At 65.9% G+C, this 17,067-nt stretch carries 14 protein-coding genes and 1 pseudogene; 9 read left to right on the forward strand and 6 right to left on the reverse strand.

Going from position 1 to position 17,067, the window contains the following annotated elements; genetic code table 11:
• Window positions 1-7: 7 nt before the first annotated feature.
• Window positions 8-1,330, reverse strand: coding sequence for a DUF3068 domain-containing protein (locus tag BJF89_RS10455; protein WP_255372594.1), 1,323 nt, complete (start codon window positions 1,328-1,330; stop codon window positions 8-10).
• A 123-nt stretch (window positions 1,331-1,453) separates the two neighbouring features.
• Between BJF89_RS10455 and BJF89_RS10460 the strand changes: the two genes are divergently transcribed.
• Window positions 1,454-2,587 carry an acyltransferase gene (locus BJF89_RS10460; RefSeq protein ID WP_075814638.1) on the forward strand — a complete coding sequence of 378 codons (1,134 nt, stop codon included), beginning with the start codon at window positions 1,454-1,456 and terminating at the stop codon, window positions 2,585-2,587.
• A 49-nt stretch (window positions 2,588-2,636) separates the two neighbouring features.
• On the opposite strand, the gene BJF89_RS18585 is transcribed toward BJF89_RS10460, so the two are convergent.
• The gene (locus BJF89_RS18585; protein WP_075814641.1) at window positions 2,637-3,560 is read right to left on the reverse strand and encodes a LysR family transcriptional regulator; all 924 of its coding nucleotides are present in this window, start codon (window positions 3,558-3,560) and stop codon (window positions 2,637-2,639) included.
• A gap of 111 nt (window positions 3,561-3,671) precedes the next feature.
• Between BJF89_RS18585 and BJF89_RS10470 the strand changes: the two genes are divergently transcribed.
• The 8 genes from BJF89_RS10470 (at window position 3,672) to BJF89_RS10505 (ending at window position 12,498) form a co-directional block, all read left to right on the forward strand.
• Complete coding sequence (locus BJF89_RS10470) at window positions 3,672-4,481, forward strand: ABC transporter ATP-binding protein (RefSeq protein ID WP_075814644.1); 810 nt, start codon at window positions 3,672-3,674, stop codon at window positions 4,479-4,481.
• A 3-nt stretch (window positions 4,482-4,484) separates the two neighbouring features.
• Window positions 4,485-5,525, forward strand: coding sequence for an ABC transporter substrate-binding protein (locus BJF89_RS10475; RefSeq protein WP_075814646.1), 1,041 nt, complete (start codon window positions 4,485-4,487; stop codon window positions 5,523-5,525).
• On the forward strand, window positions 5,522-6,406 hold the full coding sequence (locus BJF89_RS10480) for an ABC transporter permease (protein ID WP_083650650.1): 885 nt from the start codon (window positions 5,522-5,524) through the stop codon (window positions 6,404-6,406). The genes BJF89_RS10475 and BJF89_RS10480 overlap by 4 nt, the downstream gene beginning before the upstream one ends.
• A gap of 71 nt (window positions 6,407-6,477) precedes the next feature.
• Window positions 6,478-7,416: a dihydrodipicolinate synthase family protein gene (locus tag BJF89_RS10485; protein ID WP_075814648.1), complete on the forward strand. Its 939-nt coding sequence runs from the start codon at window positions 6,478-6,480 to the stop codon at window positions 7,414-7,416.
• Window positions 7,416-8,141 carry an alpha-hydroxy acid oxidase gene (locus tag BJF89_RS10490; RefSeq protein WP_075814650.1) on the forward strand — a complete coding sequence of 242 codons (726 nt, stop codon included), beginning with the start codon at window positions 7,416-7,418 and terminating at the stop codon, window positions 8,139-8,141. Before BJF89_RS10485 ends, BJF89_RS10490 begins: the two co-directional genes overlap by 1 nt.
• A gap of 20 nt (window positions 8,142-8,161) precedes the next feature.
• Window positions 8,162-8,530, forward strand: coding sequence for an alpha-hydroxy acid oxidase (locus BJF89_RS10495; protein WP_158026057.1), 369 nt, complete (start codon window positions 8,162-8,164; stop codon window positions 8,528-8,530).
• 30 nt (window positions 8,531-8,560) lie between these two features.
• Window positions 8,561-9,526: a zinc-binding dehydrogenase gene (locus BJF89_RS10500; RefSeq protein ID WP_075814652.1), complete on the forward strand. Its 966-nt coding sequence runs from the start codon at window positions 8,561-8,563 to the stop codon at window positions 9,524-9,526.
• Between the two features lie 56 nt (window positions 9,527-9,582).
• Window positions 9,583-12,498 carry an FAD-binding and (Fe-S)-binding domain-containing protein gene (locus tag BJF89_RS10505; protein WP_139311987.1) on the forward strand — a complete coding sequence of 972 codons (2,916 nt, stop codon included), beginning with the start codon at window positions 9,583-9,585 and terminating at the stop codon, window positions 12,496-12,498.
• A 20-nt stretch (window positions 12,499-12,518) separates the two neighbouring features.
• Here the strand turns inward: BJF89_RS10505 and BJF89_RS10510 are convergent, their stop codons facing one another.
• From BJF89_RS10510 to BJF89_RS10525, 4 genes and pseudogenes are all read right to left on the reverse strand, one after another.
• Window positions 12,519-15,266, reverse strand: a complete 2,748-nt coding sequence (locus tag BJF89_RS10510) for an alpha-(1->3)-arabinofuranosyltransferase family protein (protein ID WP_075814654.1) — start codon at window positions 15,264-15,266, stop codon at window positions 12,519-12,521.
• A 136-nt stretch (window positions 15,267-15,402) separates the two neighbouring features.
• A pseudogene (locus tag BJF89_RS19575) lies at window positions 15,403-16,137 on the reverse strand (alpha-(1->3)-arabinofuranosyltransferase family protein); the annotation flags it as partial.
• 22 nt (window positions 16,138-16,159) lie between these two features.
• Window positions 16,160-16,354, reverse strand: coding sequence for a DUF2613 domain-containing protein (locus BJF89_RS10520; RefSeq protein ID WP_075814967.1), 195 nt, complete (start codon window positions 16,352-16,354; stop codon window positions 16,160-16,162).
• 49 nt (window positions 16,355-16,403) lie between these two features.
• Window positions 16,404-17,024: a universal stress protein gene (locus tag BJF89_RS10525; protein ID WP_083650674.1), complete on the reverse strand. Its 621-nt coding sequence runs from the start codon at window positions 17,022-17,024 to the stop codon at window positions 16,404-16,406.
• Window positions 17,025-17,067: the final 43 nt, after the last annotated feature.

A 17,067-nucleotide genomic window follows, 5' to 3' on the forward strand; every position in this document is an offset into this window, starting at 1 on the left:
GGAGGTGTCAGTTGCGGTGGCGACCGGCGGCCCGGGAGAGCAGGAAGCCGATGATGAGCAGGATGACACCGATGATCCCGGCGCCCCACGGCACGTAGGTGCCGATGAGGTCCATGGTCTTCAGACCGTCCTTCGCGCGTGCCATCTGGTTGTCGTGTGTCTCGTCGTTGAACTCACCGGGGTAGTACAGGGCGGTGCGGGTCGGGTTCTCCAGCTCGCGCTCCCGGTTCTCCGGCTTGGCCATCTCCTCGGCTTCCGCATCGTCGCGGGCGTAGAACATCCAGACTTCCTCGGCGCCGTGGACGATCACGCCGGTGTCGGGCTGGACTCGCAGGACGCGGTTGACGGTGTAGTACCGGCTCATCTCGACCTCCGGGCCCAGGTCGGCGTCCGCCGCGTCGTCCGAGCCCTCTGCGTCGTCGGCGCCCTCATCGGAGTCTTCGTCGTTCGTCGCGGCGGGGTCGTCCTCCGGATCCCATCCGTCGACCTCGTCGGGGGTCAGCCCCCACTTCGCGGCCGGGAACGACAGCTTCAGCGAACCGAGGGACTGCCGGTCGGCGGCGCTGAGCTCACCGTCACCCTTGAGCATGGCCTCCACGTTGGGGTACATCTCCGACGGGCCGATCTCCTGCTCGAAGCGGTAGACCGTCTCGCCGTCCATCTTCTCCTGGTCGACGAAGTCGATGTCGTTGGTCTCCATCAACCGGTGGTCGAAGAACGGGTAGGCTTTCTTCTCCGTGTTGAAGGGGAACTGGAACTGCAGGCCGGTCCGGGTGAACTGCGGGACGTCCTCCTGGACGTTGCCGCCGTCGGCCCCGGGGGCGGTGATGTTCAGTGACGAGGTCGGCTCGTCGACGGGGAAGGCGGTCTTGCGGTCCAGCGTGACCCGGTCGATCTCGGCGGAGAGCAGGTTCTCCGGCTCCGGCAGGTCGGCCTGGTAGACGGTACCGCCGGCCTCCAGGGTGACCTCGTCGTCGTCGGTGGGGTCCTGGGCCATGACGAACCGCTGGGACTGAATGTCGGTCTCCGGCCAGATGAAGCAGCTGACCACCTTGTTCTCCCCGCGGCACTCCGGCAGTGAGTCCTTCCCGGCCACCGGCTTGTCGGCGGCGAGTGCCCCGGCATCGGTCAGGATCCCCGGCGTGACCTTGGTGACCGTCGCCGACTCGATGTCCTTCGGGATGACCTTGCCTTTGGGGAGGACGTAGATCGGCAAAGCCAGTGCGATGACCAGCAGTGCGGCGCCGAGGATGATGGCGAGGTGGGAGAAGACCTTCTTCATGGTGGCCTGGTTCCTGTCCTGGTGTACGTCAGAGAGCGGGGTGTTCACGGCTACTTTACCGGCTGAAACTACGATGCCGGGGAGGAACGCGCTGCGAAAAACAATAATGGTGAGAGACGTTCACCCGTGGGAGGCTCGGAGAGTAGCGTCACCACGGTATCCTGATCGTCGATGAGCACGCCGAGCCGGTCCCCGAAAGCTTTCCTCCCCGCCCTGGAGGGGTTGCGTGCGGTCGCGGCGTTGGGGATCATCGTCGCCCATGTAGCCTTCCAGACCGGCAACGACACCGGCGCGCTGGTCAACCGGATGATGGCACGGCTGGACTTCTTCGTTCCCGTCTTCTTCGCACTGTCCGGCTTCCTGTTGTGGCGCCGTCACGCTGCAGAGACGGGGTGGATGTCCTACTACGTGAAACGCCTCGGCCGAATCATGCCGGCCTACTGGGTGACAGTGGTCGTCGTGCTGCTGTTGTTCCCGGTGGCGTCGGAGGGCGGCGCGCCGGGGCCGGTGGCCACAGTGGCGAATCTGCTGCTGCTGCAGAACTACGTGCCGGACGGTCTGGTCGGTGGGCTGACGCACCTGTGGTCGCTGTGTGTGGAAATGTTCTTCTATCTGCTGATGCCGCTGCTGGCGCTTGCGGTGGGACGGCGGAGTCGGCGGATGAGGGTGACTGCGATCCTCGCCGTGGGGTGCCTGAGCTACGTGTGGCCGTTCATCGCGTGGCATGACGCGGAGGTGAACGCGCACATCATGCCGTGGGCCTTCCTGTCCTGGTTCGGGGCGGGACTGCTCGCCGCCGAGCTCGAGGGCTGGTTGGCGGACACCGGGGCTCCGGGACGGGAAGGTGCCGCCCGTGCCGTCCGGCGATGGGCGGGGCGACGGTGGATATGGATTCTGCTGGCGGTGCTGGCGGTGTTCGTCGCCGCCGTGGACGGACCTGAGGGGCTGGTCACTGCGGGGGACGGTGAGTTCGCCCGGCGCACTTTCTACGGCATGGTCTTCGCTGCCAGCCTGATTGTCCCGTGGGCGGTGCAACCGGAGTCCCGGGTGCTGGACTCGGCGGTGATGCAGGCGTTGGGGCGGTGGTCGTACTCCATCTTCCTGTGGCACATGGCGATGTTGTCGCTGGTGTTCCCGCTGCTGGGGATCGGACTGTTCCAGGGGCAGACGGTGCTCGTACTGGTGGCGACGGTGGTGTTGACCATCCCGGTCGCGGCGCTGAGTTACGCGCTGGTGGAGGACCCTGCACGCCGGGCGGTGAACCGGTGGTGGAAGGGCCGTCTACTTGATAGATCTATCAAGTAGCTATCAAGTAGCGTGCGTTTGAGATGTATGCTGCCGATCTGAACGCTGGCTATGGCTCTCGGTCGTGACGCCCGAAGTGTTGTTCCGACACTTTGACGGAGATCTCGCAGAGAGCTTCGGCGGCGGGGCTGTTGCTGTCGTTTCGGACAGCGAGAGCGAGGAAACTCTCTGCCCGGGTGTCCGAGAGTTTCACGAAGTCGACGCCGAGGTAGGGGATGAGGGAAAACTGGTGGGACACGAGTGTCACCCCGATATGACTGGCCACCAGACTCATGAGCATCGGGGTGCTGCTCGCGTAGTCGACGAAGTTCGGTGCGAAACCCGCGGCAGCGCATGCCTGGGCAGTGGATCCGCTGATGCCACCGCCGAGAGCCTGCGAGTACGTCAGGAACTTCTCATCGGCGAGTTCGGCGAGTGCGATGGTGGACCGCCCGGACAGTGGGTGGCCGCTCGGCAGGGCGGCAATGAGGGGATCGGGGTGCAGCATGGTCAGATCGACGGTCTGTGACTCCACCGGGGGTCGAAGATAGGCGACGTCCACTCCGCGTTGTTCGAGGTGGTCGACTGATTCGAAGGAGTTCATCTCCCGCAGCTGGAGCTGGACTTCAGGGAACTCCTGCCGGAACTGCTGGAGGACGTGGGGGAGAAAATCGAAGGCCACTGGTTCGGTGTAGCCGACGGACAGGGAGCCCGTCTTCCCGGCTGCGGCATCGGCCGCCACACGTCGGGCGCGGTCATTGACCTCGAGGAGGACCCTGGCCTCGGCGAGGAAGGCGGTACCGGCAGTGCTGAGTTCGACTCCGCGTCCCGCCCGGTTGAACAGCCGCACACCGAGTGCGGACTCCAACGACTGAACCTGTCTGGTCAGGGGGGACTGGCTGACGCGAAGACGGAGCGCTGCACGCCGGAAATTGGATTCCTCGGCCACTGCAATGAACGAGCGCAGTTGGTGAAACGTGAAATCTGATGCCATGAACAGCAACCATATCCGAGATAATTGCAATAGACAGCAAATATGACCTGCGTTACTGTTTTCCCTACGAAGTAATCCACACCACACACCGCCACACTGAGGAGGACCCTGATGATCACTCTGGAGGCTGTTGACGTCGAATTTCCCAAGCCGGGAGCTGAGTCGGAACGAGTACATGCCCTGGCGAATCTGGACCTGACCGTTGAAGACCAGGAGTTTGTCTGTCTGCTGGGCCCGAGCGGTTGCGGTAAATCGACGGCACTCAACCTGATCGCAGGGTTCACCACCCCGAGCCGCGGACACGTCGAGGTCGACGGTCAGCCACTGGAAGGCCCCTCACCGGAACGGGGTGTTGTCTTTCAGGAGGCCACGTTGTTCCCCTGGATGACTGTCCGGTCCAACGTGGCGTTCGGCCCGAAGATGCGGAAGTCGGAGTCATCCGAGACGATCGAGAAGAACGTCGACCAGTACCTGGAGAACGTCGGTCTCGCGGGGTTCGACAAACACCTGCCCAAAGAGCTGTCCGGTGGTATGCGGCAACGCGTCGGTCTGGCCCGCGTCCTGGTCAACGATCCACCGATCCTGCTCATGGATGAGCCTTTCGGTGCCCTTGACGCGCAGACACGGATCACGATGCAGGAACTCCTCCTGGAGCTGTGGGAGAGAGACCGGAAGACGGTCCTCTTCGTCACCCACGACATCGATGAAGCGCTGATTCTCAGCGACCGGATCTTGGTCATGTCGCCGCGCCCGGGGCGGATCAGCAAGGAAATTCGCGTGGATCTTCCCCGCCCCCGGACCCATGAGCTGATCACGGACCCGGACTACGTCCGGCTCCGTCAGGAACTGTTCGAGGAGCTGCGGCACGAGACCCATCGCGCCGATGAGCTCATCGAGCAGGAAATGTCGAAAGGACGCTGAGTCATGAGTACATCACTGACCAGAAACTGGGTATTCCGGCTTGTCGTGGCGATCATCCTGTTGGCAGCCGTTGTCGTGGCTGGTCGTACCTATGCCGCGAAATCCGGGACGGCCGACGAGAACAGGGTGAGGATCGGCTGGGTCTCGGCCGCGACCTGGGTCCCGTGGGCCACGCTTGACGAGGAGCTCGACGACGGCACCAATGTCGAACTCACCCCGTTCAAGAGCTCGAATGATGCTTTGACAGCCCTCGCCAACGGCTCCGTGGACATGGCACCGGTGGGATACAACAACCTCGCGTCGTTGCTGACGTCCGGAAATCCACGTGTCTCCTTCGTGTCCGGTATCAGCTCCAACGGTTCAGTGTTCCTCGCCAGAGAAGGCAGCGGCATTGATTCCTGGGACGACCTGAAAGGCAAACGCATCGGCTCCGTCCGCGGCTCGACCCAGTACATCAACCTGGCTGCCGCCATGGAGACCCGTGGCATGGACATTGACCGGGACACCCAGTACATGAACATGCAGTCCTTCCCGGACCTGAATCTTGCGCTTCAGCGCGGTGACGTCGACGGTATCGTCACGTTCCCTCCGCTGTCCGGGGAAGCAGAGGAAGCCGGCTACGGTCACATCGTTCCCGACATCCAGGACAGTCTCTATGACGGGTCGTTCAGCGTCGCCAGCGGGATCCTCGCCAATGACGCGTTCCTGGAGAATAACCGGGACGAAGCGGTGGAGGTGATGCGGGCCTTCAGCAAACGGCTGGAAACGCTGGCGGACGACCCGGAGACCTGGGAGCGCGAGTACCAGGACATCACGGGAAGCTCCGGTACGGGGATCAGCACCGCACTGGAGAAGAAGTACATCGTCCCGATCCTGGAGATGCCCGAAGACGAGATCAACGGCGTTCCTCCGGTCCTCACCAGGCTCGGAATCATCGACGACGACGACAACACTGCACTGGCCGAGCACCTCGACTACTCGATCCTTGAGGACGTCACGGGGAGAACCGCGACGGACCTCGGCAAGAACGGGGACAATTCATGACTGACACAGCATCAGCACACACCGTGAAGAACACCGCTGCGGAAAAACGTAAGCCACGGCAGAGGCGTCGGTCCTCGTCGCACTCGAAAGTGCAGTCGATTTCCCTGGCCCTGATCATCCCCGTGATCATCGCAGTCGTCTGGGAAGTCGCAGGACGGGCCGGCTGGATCGCCGACGGGTTGTTCCCTCCGTTGAGCGTCTGTGTCGCCGCATTCGTCGACTGGGTCTCAGGGATCGGGCTGTTCACCTCCGACTTCACCCCGTCGGAGGCGTACTCCACAACGTGGTTGGCTCACGTGGGAGCTTCCGTGGGGCGTGTCCTGATGGGATTCGTCCTCGGCTCCGTCCTGGCCATCGTCTTCGGCATACTGGCCGGGATCAGCTGGCACGCCAAGCGCATGATCGACCCGACGATCAACGCCATCCGACCGATCTCGGTGACCGGCTGGGTCCCGATTGCGTTGATCATCTTCGGTATCGGCGACCAGCCTGCCGTCTTCCTCACGGCGCTCGCGACGTTCTTCCCCGTGTACGTCAACACCCTGTCGGGGGTGCAGCGGGTCGACCGTGGCCTGATCCGGGCGGGCAGGATGCTCGGCGCACCTCAGTACAAGGTCGTGATGAGCATCGTGCTGCCGGCCGCGTCGCCGAACATCATCACCGGCCTCCGGGTATCGCTCGGTATCGCCTGGACCACCGTCGTCGTGGCCGAGATTCTCGGTGCGAAGTCGGGCGTCGGTTACGTCCTCATCGACTCGTACAACCAGTTCCGCTTCGATTACGTCATCGCCGCCATGGCGACGCTCGGCATCTGCGGAATTGTCACCGACAAACTCCTGCAGTGGATCTTCGCGGATGCGCTGCGGTGGTCAGACAACTGACCCCACCTCCACAACACACCACCACCTCCGCGGCCGTCACTGACACGGCCCGGCAAAGAGAAAGGATCCACATGGACCGCAACGACGTTGACTGGAAGGGCTACTTCACCGCCCCGGTCACACCCTTCACCGCCGATGGTGACCTCGATGAGAAAGCCTTCGGTGACATCATCGGAAGCTCTGTGGATGCCGGTGTGCACGGTATCCTCGTCAACGGCAGCACCGGCGAATGGTTCAGCCAGCGGGATCCGGAGCGACGGCGTCTGGCTGAGATCGCCGTCGCAGAGGCCGGTGGCCGGGTACCCGTCATCGTGGGTGTCACCTGTACCCGCCCCGACGACACGGTCAGCCTCGTGGAGCATGCTGAACGCGCTGGTGCCGACGCGGTGATGGCTTCGCCGCCACCGATGGCACGCCCGACCGCGGTCGAACTGGACACCTACTACCGCACGGTGTTCGGTGCCACCGGCCTCCCCGCGTGGATCTACAATTTTCCGCAGGACAACGGCCACTACATCGATCTCGACACGGTGGAACGTCTGGCGGAGATCCCGAACGTGGTAGCCATCAAACAGAGCGCCCCGGGTGAAGACACACTCATCCAGACCATCGAGCGGGTCAGCGACCGCCTGATCGTCTTCGGACACATGCTCAGCAGGCTCGGGTTGGCGTTCATTCGGTCAGACTTCGGAGGAGACGGACATTTCGGCAGTGGTCTTCTCCTGGGGTCGGACATGCCGGGGTTCTTCGAACACGCCTGGGCCGGCAACTATGACGCAGCCGGCGAGATCGCGGACCGGTTCAGCGAACTGATGGCGGTGATGCACGGTGATCGGGCGGACGGCTACAACTGGGCGTTCGGCGGCATGCAGCCGACACTCAAGGCCGCCATGAACCTCCTCGGTCAGCCGGGCGGGTATCCCCGTGCCCCCAAACTTCCGGTTACCGATCCCGACTCGCTGGACCGTATGGCCCAGGCACTCCGAACTGCCGGTCTCACGGTGAACTGATGTCGACCGTCGTTCCTCCGCGGGCCATCGTCGACAGGTCGGAACTCATCGCCGGTTCACCACTGGCAGCGGTGAAGGATCAGGCGTTGGGGCTTCTTCCTGCGTTGACGGCCGGCTACCTGGAGACCGGGGCGGGGGACCAGAAGACGGTGCGGCTCAACACCGGTGATTTTGACCGGGTCCGGCTGGCACCCCACGTCCTCCGGGACGTCACGGAGCTGTCGACTGCGACGACGCTGTTCGGTCGCCACCTGTCGTCCCCGCTCGTGGTGGCGCCCGTCGGATCGCACGGCCTCTTCCACCCTGCCGCCGAGTGCGGGACGGCGTCCGGCGCCGATGCGGCCGGCCTCCCCATGGTTCTCAGTGCGTACTCCAACACACCGATCGAACGGGTCGCCGGGCACACCGGCGCCGGCGTCTGGGCTCAGATCAATGTTCCGCCCGACAGACAGTATCTCCGGCGTTTTCTCGACCGGGTGCAGCACTGCGCCGAGGCCGTCGTCATCACCGTGGATACCCCGGTCGTCGGTGCACGCGAATCGCAGGTGTGGGACGGTCTCACACTCCCTGACGGGCTGACGTACCCCATGCAGGACGGCCTCGACCCCCGGCCTGAACGGGGCGACAGCATCTACCGGAGTGCGCTGGACGCAGGATTCACGCTGTCGGTACTGGAAGACGTGATGGAGCGCAGCCCGCTCCCGGTCATCGTGAAAGTCTCCTGAGAGGAGACGATGCGCGTGCGGTGGTACAGGCTGGAGCAGCTGCCGTGATCGTCTCCAATCACGGTGGCCGAAACCTGGATTCCGGGTTGTCGACGATCCGCGCGCTTCCTGCAGTGTCTGCCGCCGTGGACGGCCAGGTGCCCGTCTTGATCGACGGGGGCATCCGCCGGGGCACCGACATTCTGAAGGCTCTGGCACTGGGCGCCAGCGGAGTGCTTGTCGGGCGACCGGTGATGTGGGGGCTGACGGTCGCGGGCGCCGCCGGAGTCCGGCATGTGCTGAGCACGTTGAAGCGTGAGTTCGCGATGGCGATGGCGCTCTGCGGCGTGCGTACGGTGCACGACATCACTCCGGACCTCATTCATGACCAGCAGTGGAACAGCCACTGAGAAGCACAACGGAAAGAGACGGTACACACCATGTGGATCCTGAAACAGCCGGGCCCCTGCGAGTTCACCCGTTATGACGTGGACGTGCCGACGTCAGCGGATCTCGGTGACGGCGATGTGCTCCTGGAGTTCCTGTTCGGTTCGATCTGCGGCAGTGACATCCCCAAGTACCGCGGGATCATGGATCCGGACAATCCGTACACCGGGAATCCAGGCGTCCCTCTCCACGAGATTGTCGGTCGCGTCGCACTGAGCCGGTCGTCCAGGTTTCGCACCGGGGACCGCGTTGTGGGCATCGTCGAAGAGTCCCGCGGGCTCTCGGAGTACATCGTGGATCCGGACAAGTACCTGGCGTCCGTCCCCGACTCGTTGACTGACCGGGAAGCGGTGATCATGCAGCCGGTCGCGACGGTGCTGAGCTCGTATTCACGGGTGGGCCCGCTGACAGGGAAGCGGGTGGCTGTTCTCGGACTCGGGCCGCTGGGAGTGCTCTTCACACACATCGCCAGGTCACTCGGAGCGGCACACGTGGTCGGGGTCGACCGTATCGACAGGACGGACGTCGGTGAAACGTTCGGTATGGACGAGACGGTCACGGGTGACAGCCGGCAGTGGGCGCAGTCGCTGGTGGACGCCGAGCGACCGGACCTGGTGGTCGATGCGATCGGTCACCGTGAAGAGATCGTGGCTGATGCGGTCACCGCCGCTCGTCCTGGCGGGGAAGTACTAGTCTACGGGCTTCCCGAAGACTGGTACGCCTTCCCGATGCGGGCGTTCTTCCGGAAGGGGTTGACCATGGCGGCGGGAGCAACCCAGTCCTGGGACACCTATCTGGCAGCGGCGGGCGACTACGTCGTTGCACACGGTGACCTGCGGCGGAGCTACATTACCCATGCTTTTCCCATCACACAGGTCAGCGAAGCATTCGAGCTCTACGCGTCGCCTGCGAGAGGCAGGCTGAAAGTCGGGCTTGTCCCGGACAGTGCTGAAGCGTAGCTGCCAGATCAGGACTATCTGCCGCTGACGTCGGCAGCGAGGAGGAAGACACCGCGATGGAGTCCACGTCGATGATCGAGACGAAGTTACGTACTGACCGGGCAACGCGCGGGGCGTATGTGTCCGACGCCAGCATCTTCCGACGAGTTCCCGCCGCCGTCCTCGAACCGGAGTCGGTTGACGACATCGTCGCCGCGGTCGCTTACGCCGACGAACAGGGCTGGGACGTGACGGTTCGCGGCGGCGGAACGTCGGTGGCAGGTAACGCCATCGGCGAAGGTCTTGTCATCGACCTGTCGCGGAGGTTCAACCGCATCCTCGAGATCGACACCGACAGTCGCACCGCGAGAATCCAGCCCGGTGTGATCTGCGACGATCTCCGGAATGCTCTGGCACCCTACGGTCTGACCTACGGCCCGGACCCGTCCACCCACAGCAGGTGCACCGTGGGTGGGATGATCGCCAACAACGCCTGCGGCTCGCATTCTCTGGCCTGGGGAACGGCCGCCGACAACCTGGTGGAACTCACCGTTCTCCGGGCAGACGGCTCGCTGGTCACCCTGCAACGCGGTGGTACATCGGACAGTGCCCTCACCGCGGAACTCCGCGGTCTGCGCGACGAGTGGATCCGTGAATTCAGACTGGAACTGGGCCGGTTCCCACGTCAGGTGTCCGGTTACGGCCTGCACTACCTGCTGGATGAGAACGGCTTCGACACCGCCAAAGCTTTCGCCGGTAGCGAGGGCACGTTGGGGATCATCGTGGAAGCGGTGGTGACGTGCGTCCCTGTACCGTCGCACACGGTACTCGCCGTGCTCGCGTTCACCGACATCTTCTCCGCCGCAGCTGCTGCCCCGTCGACGAGGCGACGGGGCATAGCGACGAGCGAGGGGATGGGTGGCGATCTCCTCGACGCTTTACGGCAGTCGCAAGGGCAGGACGCCGGGACGTTGCTGCCCGGCGGGGCGGCTGCCGGCGGCTGGCTCTACTGCGAGGCGACCGGAGACACGCAGGAGGAGGCATGCACAAGGGCGACGGAGCTGATCACCGAATTTGAGTCCGATCCCGGCTGTCCCGTGGTTGACGCCGTCGTCGTGGAGGATCCGCGCGAGATGCGCGAACTGTGGAAGATCCGTGAGTCGGCCGCGGGTCTGGTCACCCGGCTGCCGGACGGGGGTGAGGCGTGGCCGAGTTGGGAGGATTCCTCGGTACCCCCAGGGAATCTCGCCGACTATCTGCGGGATCTGTACGCGCTCCTTGACTCGCACGGACTCCGGGGCATTCCGTTCGGGCACTTCGGGGAGGGGTGCGTCCATATCCGGATCTCTTTCGACCTGGGTACAGAGGCGGGGCTGGAGACCTTCCGTGCCTTCATGACGGATGCGGCGGCTGTGGTGGCACGACACGGCGGGTCGTTGTCCGGGGAACATGGTGACGGACGTGCCCGGTCCGAACTCCTCCCACTGATGTACAGTGACCGCGCTCTCTCGGCCTTCCGCCGCGTCAAGGAAATCTATGATCCGGGGACGAGGATGAACCCGGGGCTGCTCGTCGACCCCGAGCCCTTCGACCGTGGGGTTCGCCCGGGGCCGGGTCAGCGGGCGCACGAGTTCCTGCCGATTCACAGTTTCCCGGATGACCGTGGATCCATGGTGAATGCTGTCAACCGGTGCGTAGGTGTGGGCCTGTGCCGGTCACAGGACGGTGCGATGTGCCCGTCATTCCAGGTCACCGGTGATGAGGTGCATTCCACCCGCGGGCGCGCCCGGATCCTCTCGGAAATGTTCCGGGGTGAGGTGTACCCCGAGGCACTCAGCTCGGACGACGTGAAGGAGTCGCTTGACCTGTGCCTGTCATGCCATGCCTGCGCCTCAGAATGTCCGGTCAACGTCGACATGTCGGTCTACAAGTCCGAGTTCCTCCACCAGCACTACCAGGGCAGACGTCGACCTCGGGCACACTACTCCATGGGGTGGCTCCCACTGACGAGCTTCCTGCTGCATGCGGTGCCTGGTGCGGCACGGATGGTGAACGCTCTGCTGGGCATCGACGTCGTGGGGAGGCTCGTCATGAAGATCGGTGGGCTGGACACCTCCCGGTCGATGATCACATTCGCGGACGCCAGTTTCCAGAGCGTCCGTCGACGCCAACGTCAGTCGTGGACCGGGGCCGTTGGCTCCTCTGGGTCCCCCGGCACCCTTCGGGACGCGGGGCCCGGACGGATCGTCCTGTGGCCCGACAGCTTCACCAACCACATGGACTCCGGCGTGGCCCAGGACGCCTATGCCGTTCTGACGGCCATGGGGTACGAGGTGAACGTGCCGTCCGGCTTCATGTGTTGCGGGCTCACCTGGCACTCGACCGGGCAGCTGACGACGGCGAAGAAGGTCATCCGCCGTACTCTCGACCGCATGGAACCGTGGCTCGACGGCAAGACCCACGTCGTCGTCCTCGAACCGTCCTGCGCATCAATGCTGACCGACGAGGCCCCACGCCTTGTGCCGGAGGACCCCCGTGCCTCCGCGCTGGCGGAACAGGTCGTCACCCTCGGGGACGTTGTGTCGGAACACCACCGGGCATGGATGCGTGACCAACGGTTGACGTGGCCGTTCGACGAGATCCACGGGTCGGCGTTGGCGCAGGTGCACTGTCATGAACGGTCCCGACGCGCCCACGGTGGAACCACGAATGCCCTCAGGTTGTTGGGAGTGGATGAATCAACCGTGGAGACCGGCTGCTGCGGGCTTGCCGGGAACTGGGGTTTCGAACCCGGACACGCGGAACTGTCGAGGGATCTGGCGGAGCGGGAGTTGTTTCCGCGGATCCGGGAACTCGACGAGGACACCTACGTCCTCGCTGACGGGTTCTCGTGCCGGACACAGATCCGGGAAGGGTTCGGTGACCGGAAGACCGGCATGCATCTCGCGCAGGTGCTCCGCCGCGCGTTGACCGGTACAGCTACGGGTCGCTGACCCGTGTCGGCCCTACCGGGTCAGCCCTGCCGTGTTGCCGTGTGCGTCTCCGCATCCGGGGGAGGGGGTCCGGTGGATACAGCGCCGCACGCCGTGGCCACCACGCAACCGAGGAACAGCAGCTCCGGGATCCACGAGTAGCCCGCGTAGTCTCCGCCGCCCCACGGCCCACGCACCATCATCACCGCGCCTGCGCCGCCCAGGATCATCGCCAGGGTGGCCGGCCTGGTCAGATAACGGAGGATCCGGACACCCCGCGAGGCGGCGATCCGCCCAGGGAGACGGCGGACACCAGCAGGTACACCGAGGACGAGTGCCATCGTCGCCGCACCGACGATCCCGCCGGGAAGACCGGCAACTCCGACCGACAACGCGAGCATGCCTGCACCGGAAAGCACACGCCGGGGTGCACCAGGCCGACCGTCGGACGCCTCCACCACCTGGTCCGTCCCGGCGGAACGCCGGCCGGGCCACCGTGCGTACCGTGTGGTCCGTGCGCTCCACGCGCTCCACGCGCACAGCCATCCGAGCAGCAGCACCAGCGCGCCGAGCAGCCCCGCGCCCAGCCACCGTTGGTAGGTGTCCGTCGCCGTGAAGCTGACCTCAAGTGCCGACGTGATCTCGTCGTCCGACATCCCGTCGCCCGCGCCCGCCGGGACGACCCACCCCTGCTGCCAGCCGTTGACCGTCACCGACTCCAGGGCGGTCCCGTCGAGTTCGGCGGCGCGTCCGCTGTTCACGGCGGTCGAGGTCACGACGATCCGGTCGTCGGACGCCGTCCCGTCGCCGTCGGCCGCTGTCGCCGAGACTGCCTCCTGCGTCTCGCCGTCCTGCACATCGAGGGAGACCCACCGGTCGCGGCTGCGGACCTCGTGCTCGCCGGGGTCCAGTGTCACCGTGTCACCACAGTTCACCGGCTCCCCGTCGAGGGTGCTGGCAGTGTCCCCGCCCGCGGCACAGCGGTCGGATGTCAGTGCCACCCTGACCGGTTCCGCTCCCTCGGGCACGGTGATGACACGTCTCATCTCAAACTCGTAGATCTCCTGCCCCAGGACCCACCGACGCGGCGTCTCATCCCCAGCCGGCACGACGATGTCGCGGCGCGGGGTCACGTCTTGACCGCTGGCCAACTCGGTGAGGGTGATCTCGCTGAGCCCCGGGTCCCCCCAGGAACCGACGATGCGCAGTTCGACCCGGTCCGCCTCCCCGCTGGGCAGGACGATGGGCCGGTCAGTGCTGTCGGCCTCGCGGTAGCCCGGTACCAGCGTGGTCGTGGAGGCCACGGTCTCGCCGTCGAGGTACGTGGTGGCCTGCACACGTACCGGGCTCCCGGCGGCGCGTGCCGACAGTGACATCTGGGAGCGGGGTTCGTCCAGGTCTACGGTGAGGGTCTGGTTGATCGGGGATCCGGTTCCCGGCCGCCAGGCCGTCTCCGTGACACCGTCGACCGCGGCGGACGGGCCGGAATACGGTTCCGCCCCGTTGAGGGATGTCGGGTCGGCGGCGGAGGAGCTTGCGGTGATCCTGCCGCCGCGCTCCTTGACCTGGGTGAGCTCGGCGTCATCGAGTCCGGTGGGGTAGTCGCGGACCGGGTTCCGGGTGTCGCGCGCGTCATCGACGGCGCGGATGTCGGATTCGGCCCCGGTGACGTTGCCGTAGTTGTGCTCCCTCAGGGTCGGGGTGTCGGTCACCGTGTCGGGGACAGGAGCCCTGTCAGCACCGGTACCGTCAGGAAGATCTTGGACGAGGATCCGGTCGCGGGGCGACCGTCCTGTCGCGGCATCGGCGGCGGCAAGACGGGGCAGTACCTCCGGACCCCCGGCGGTGACCTCCAGGTCGGCGGCGTCGACCACGTGTGAGTGTCCCCCTGCATAGTCGCCGTCCACCCGGAAGATCCGGATATCTCCGTCGCCGATGTCGGCGACCTCGGTGAATCCGTCCGCTGCCGCGGAGTCGGTGAGCGTGCGCAGGACGGCCCGGGCGCCGGGCGTGTCGGCGGTGCGTGCCAGGTCAGTACGCACCAGCAGGTACCCCACACCCTGCTGCAGCAGAGCGTCCGCCAGCGCCGGGTTCGCGCCGGCCGCGCCGTCGGCGACGAACTCACGTTGGAGTCCGTCGAGCCCACGGATCGCCTCCGGTGGCACCAGGGGGACGGCGTCGCGCACCACCCACGGCACGTCCAGCAGCGCCTGCGCCGGCTCATCCCGCGTATTTCCCCACGTCTGCCGGGCGGTACGCGCCTCCGGCAGGATCATGGTGCGGGTCTCGTCGGCCCCGTTGGCAGGATCGTTGAGCCAGTCCGCGGCCTCCTGCCAGGACGACGGCACACTACGGTAGCCGTCCTCGGGCACCAGCCGCCCGGTCCACGCCGGCGCGGTGGCGACTGCCACGACCAGGACAACCGCGGTCGTCGTCACCACCGACCGGTTCTTCTCCGGATGCAGCCACGTCGTGGCGTCCCGGGGCGCAGTGAGTCCGCCGAGGACGTGGGCCACCCCGACGACCAGCGGGAGGTGGATCAGGGGGTCGAACTTGTGCAGGTTGCGCAGCGGCGCCCCGGCACCGTCGAGGAACGCCTGGACCTGCTCGGCGACCGGGGAGAACGGTGTGGCGGCCACACCGAAGACGGCCACACCGACACCGAGGATGACCAGCCACGACCCCGCGAACGGCGCAGGACGGCGCAGCCGCCTCGTCCCCGCCAGCCCTGCCAGCCCCAGCAGGGCGACCACCAGTGTCGCGGCCACGAACACCGCTTCGGTGGCCACGGCGAACCCGGCCTGGCGCTCGGTCGACAGGAACGCCGTCCAACTCGTCGCCCCCGCAGCACCTCGCCCAGGTTGAACCAGTGGTGGTCAGCCCGGCGGCCTCGATGTAGTCGGTGAACGGTGGGGAGTACCGCCCCAGGATCACCAGTGGCCCGATCCACCAGAAACAGGCGAGTACCCCGCCCGGGACCCACCAGAGGGCGAACCGCCATGCCGTGCGGCGGCGCACCGCTGCGTCGCCGCCGGTCGCGAAGACCCCCTGTGTCAACCACCACACCACCGCGGGCACCACCGCCGCCAGCGTCGCGACCGCATTGACCGCCCCCAGGCAGAGCACCGCGACGGCGGAACCCAGCCCGGCGACGGCGAGCCGTCGGGTCGTCGGACGCGGCCCCGGCAGCAGAACGCGTACGACCGGCAGCATGATCCACGGCACGAGCGCCACTGTCCACGCCTCCGAGGAGATCGCCCCGAGTGTGGTGAGGATGCGTGGACTCAGGGCGAACAGGACCGCCGCCACCAGCCGCGACAGCCGTGACCCGGTCCCCGTCGCCTCCAGGAGCCTGACCACCCCGGCGAAAGCGAGGAACAGCAGCAGCGCCCACCACAACCGCTGGGTCAACCAGTCGGGGAGCGGGTCGAGCAGGGCGAAGAACAGGCCCTGGGGGAAGAGGTAGCCGTAGGCCTGGTTCTGGAGCTGTCCCAGGGGGAAGACATCCGTCCAGGGGGACAGGGCCTGCGTGAGGAAACCCCACGGGTTCGCCGTGAGGTCGTGTTTGGTGTCGGCGACGGTCAGTCCGGGCCCCTGGACCAGGGCCAGGAGAAGCCAGAGGAGGCCGGCCAGGCCCCAGCCGCGACGGGAGAGTGTCACACCTGTCAGTTACCGGCGGGGGTCACCGGCGCTCGCCGTACTGGATCGAACCCATCACCGCATCATCCACGGCGATCTGGTTCGTCGGCAAGTCTGAGGAGTCGGCCATGCTGCCTGCGAACAACGCCGCAGCCCCACCGAGGACGATGCCGACGACCGCGGAGGCGACGGCGGGGCCGAGCGTACGGCGGGGCTGAGAGTCAGTCTCGGTGGGCATGGTCATTCCCGTCAGTGGAGGAAAGGTGGATGAGATTCACCAGATGATACTACCTGGTCTCCGTATCCGCGACGTTTTCCCCGGCCGTGTCGGTCTCACCGGCGTCATTGGTGTTATTGGCGTCGTCGTTATCGTCGTCGACCGACGGGACGATCAGCACCGGGCGTCCCGCATGCTTGACCAGACTGTCGGACACACTGGACTGCAGCAGCGACCGCCACCCGCTCAGTGCGCGGGACCCGGCGACGATGATGCTGACGTCGAGTTCACGCGAGGCGTCGACGATCGCGCTCCAGATCGCGGTGGCGGACTCCACGAGGAAGGGCTCGGTGGAGAAACCGTGTCCTTCGGCGAGGCTCACACCTTCCCTGCAGATCGCCACCGCATCGGCGTAGGCGGGGTCCTCGGTGTCGTCGGTGACGGCCGACCAGTCGTGCTGCATCATGCCGCTCATACCCGCGGTACGTGCCGCCTGCCGGTGGATCGGCTCCCACACGGTGAGGATGTAGGCGTTCCTGGTCGACAGGAAACGACCTGCGTAGTCAATGGCGCCACGGGCCTCGTCGGAGCCGTCGAAGGCGATGAGGACGGTGTCCCCGTCGAAGGAGCCGACGTGGGCTGCCGGGTTCTCGGGGCTCTCGGATGTCTCATTCCTGGATTCGCTAGCCATGCCCATGAGCGTAGTACGGTCGGGGAGTGATGCGACGGCAAGG

Source organism: Corynebacterium sp. CNJ-954 (assembly GCF_001942345.1).
In the GTDB taxonomy this organism is placed as follows: Bacteria; Actinomycetota; Actinomycetes; order Mycobacteriales; family Mycobacteriaceae; genus Corynebacterium.

Coding starts and splice junctions, on each gene's coding strand:
- BJF89_RS10460 (WP_075814638.1), top strand. CDS start 1,454: ATGAGCACGCCGAGCCGGTCCCCGAAAGCTTTCCTCCCCGCCCTGGAG.
- BJF89_RS18585 (WP_075814641.1), bottom strand. CDS start 3,560: ATGGCATCAGATTTCACGTTTCACCAACTGCGCTCGTTCATTGCAGTG.
- BJF89_RS10470 (WP_075814644.1), top strand. CDS start 3,672: ATGATCACTCTGGAGGCTGTTGACGTCGAATTTCCCAAGCCGGGAGCT.
- BJF89_RS10475 (WP_075814646.1), top strand. CDS start 4,485: ATGAGTACATCACTGACCAGAAACTGGGTATTCCGGCTTGTCGTGGCG.
- BJF89_RS10480 (WP_083650650.1), top strand. CDS start 5,522: ATGACTGACACAGCATCAGCACACACCGTGAAGAACACCGCTGCGGAA.
- BJF89_RS10485 (WP_075814648.1), top strand. CDS start 6,478: ATGGACCGCAACGACGTTGACTGGAAGGGCTACTTCACCGCCCCGGTC.
- BJF89_RS10490 (WP_075814650.1), top strand. CDS start 7,416: ATGTCGACCGTCGTTCCTCCGCGGGCCATCGTCGACAGGTCGGAACTC.
- BJF89_RS10500 (WP_075814652.1), top strand. CDS start 8,561: ATGTGGATCCTGAAACAGCCGGGCCCCTGCGAGTTCACCCGTTATGAC.
- BJF89_RS10505 (WP_139311987.1), top strand. CDS start 9,583: ATGGAGTCCACGTCGATGATCGAGACGAAGTTACGTACTGACCGGGCA.
- BJF89_RS10520 (WP_075814967.1), bottom strand. CDS start 16,354: ATGCCCACCGAGACTGACTCTCAGCCCCGCCGTACGCTCGGCCCCGCC.
- BJF89_RS10525 (WP_083650674.1), bottom strand. CDS start 17,024: ATGGCTAGCGAATCCAGGAATGAGACATCCGAGAGCCCCGAGAACCCG.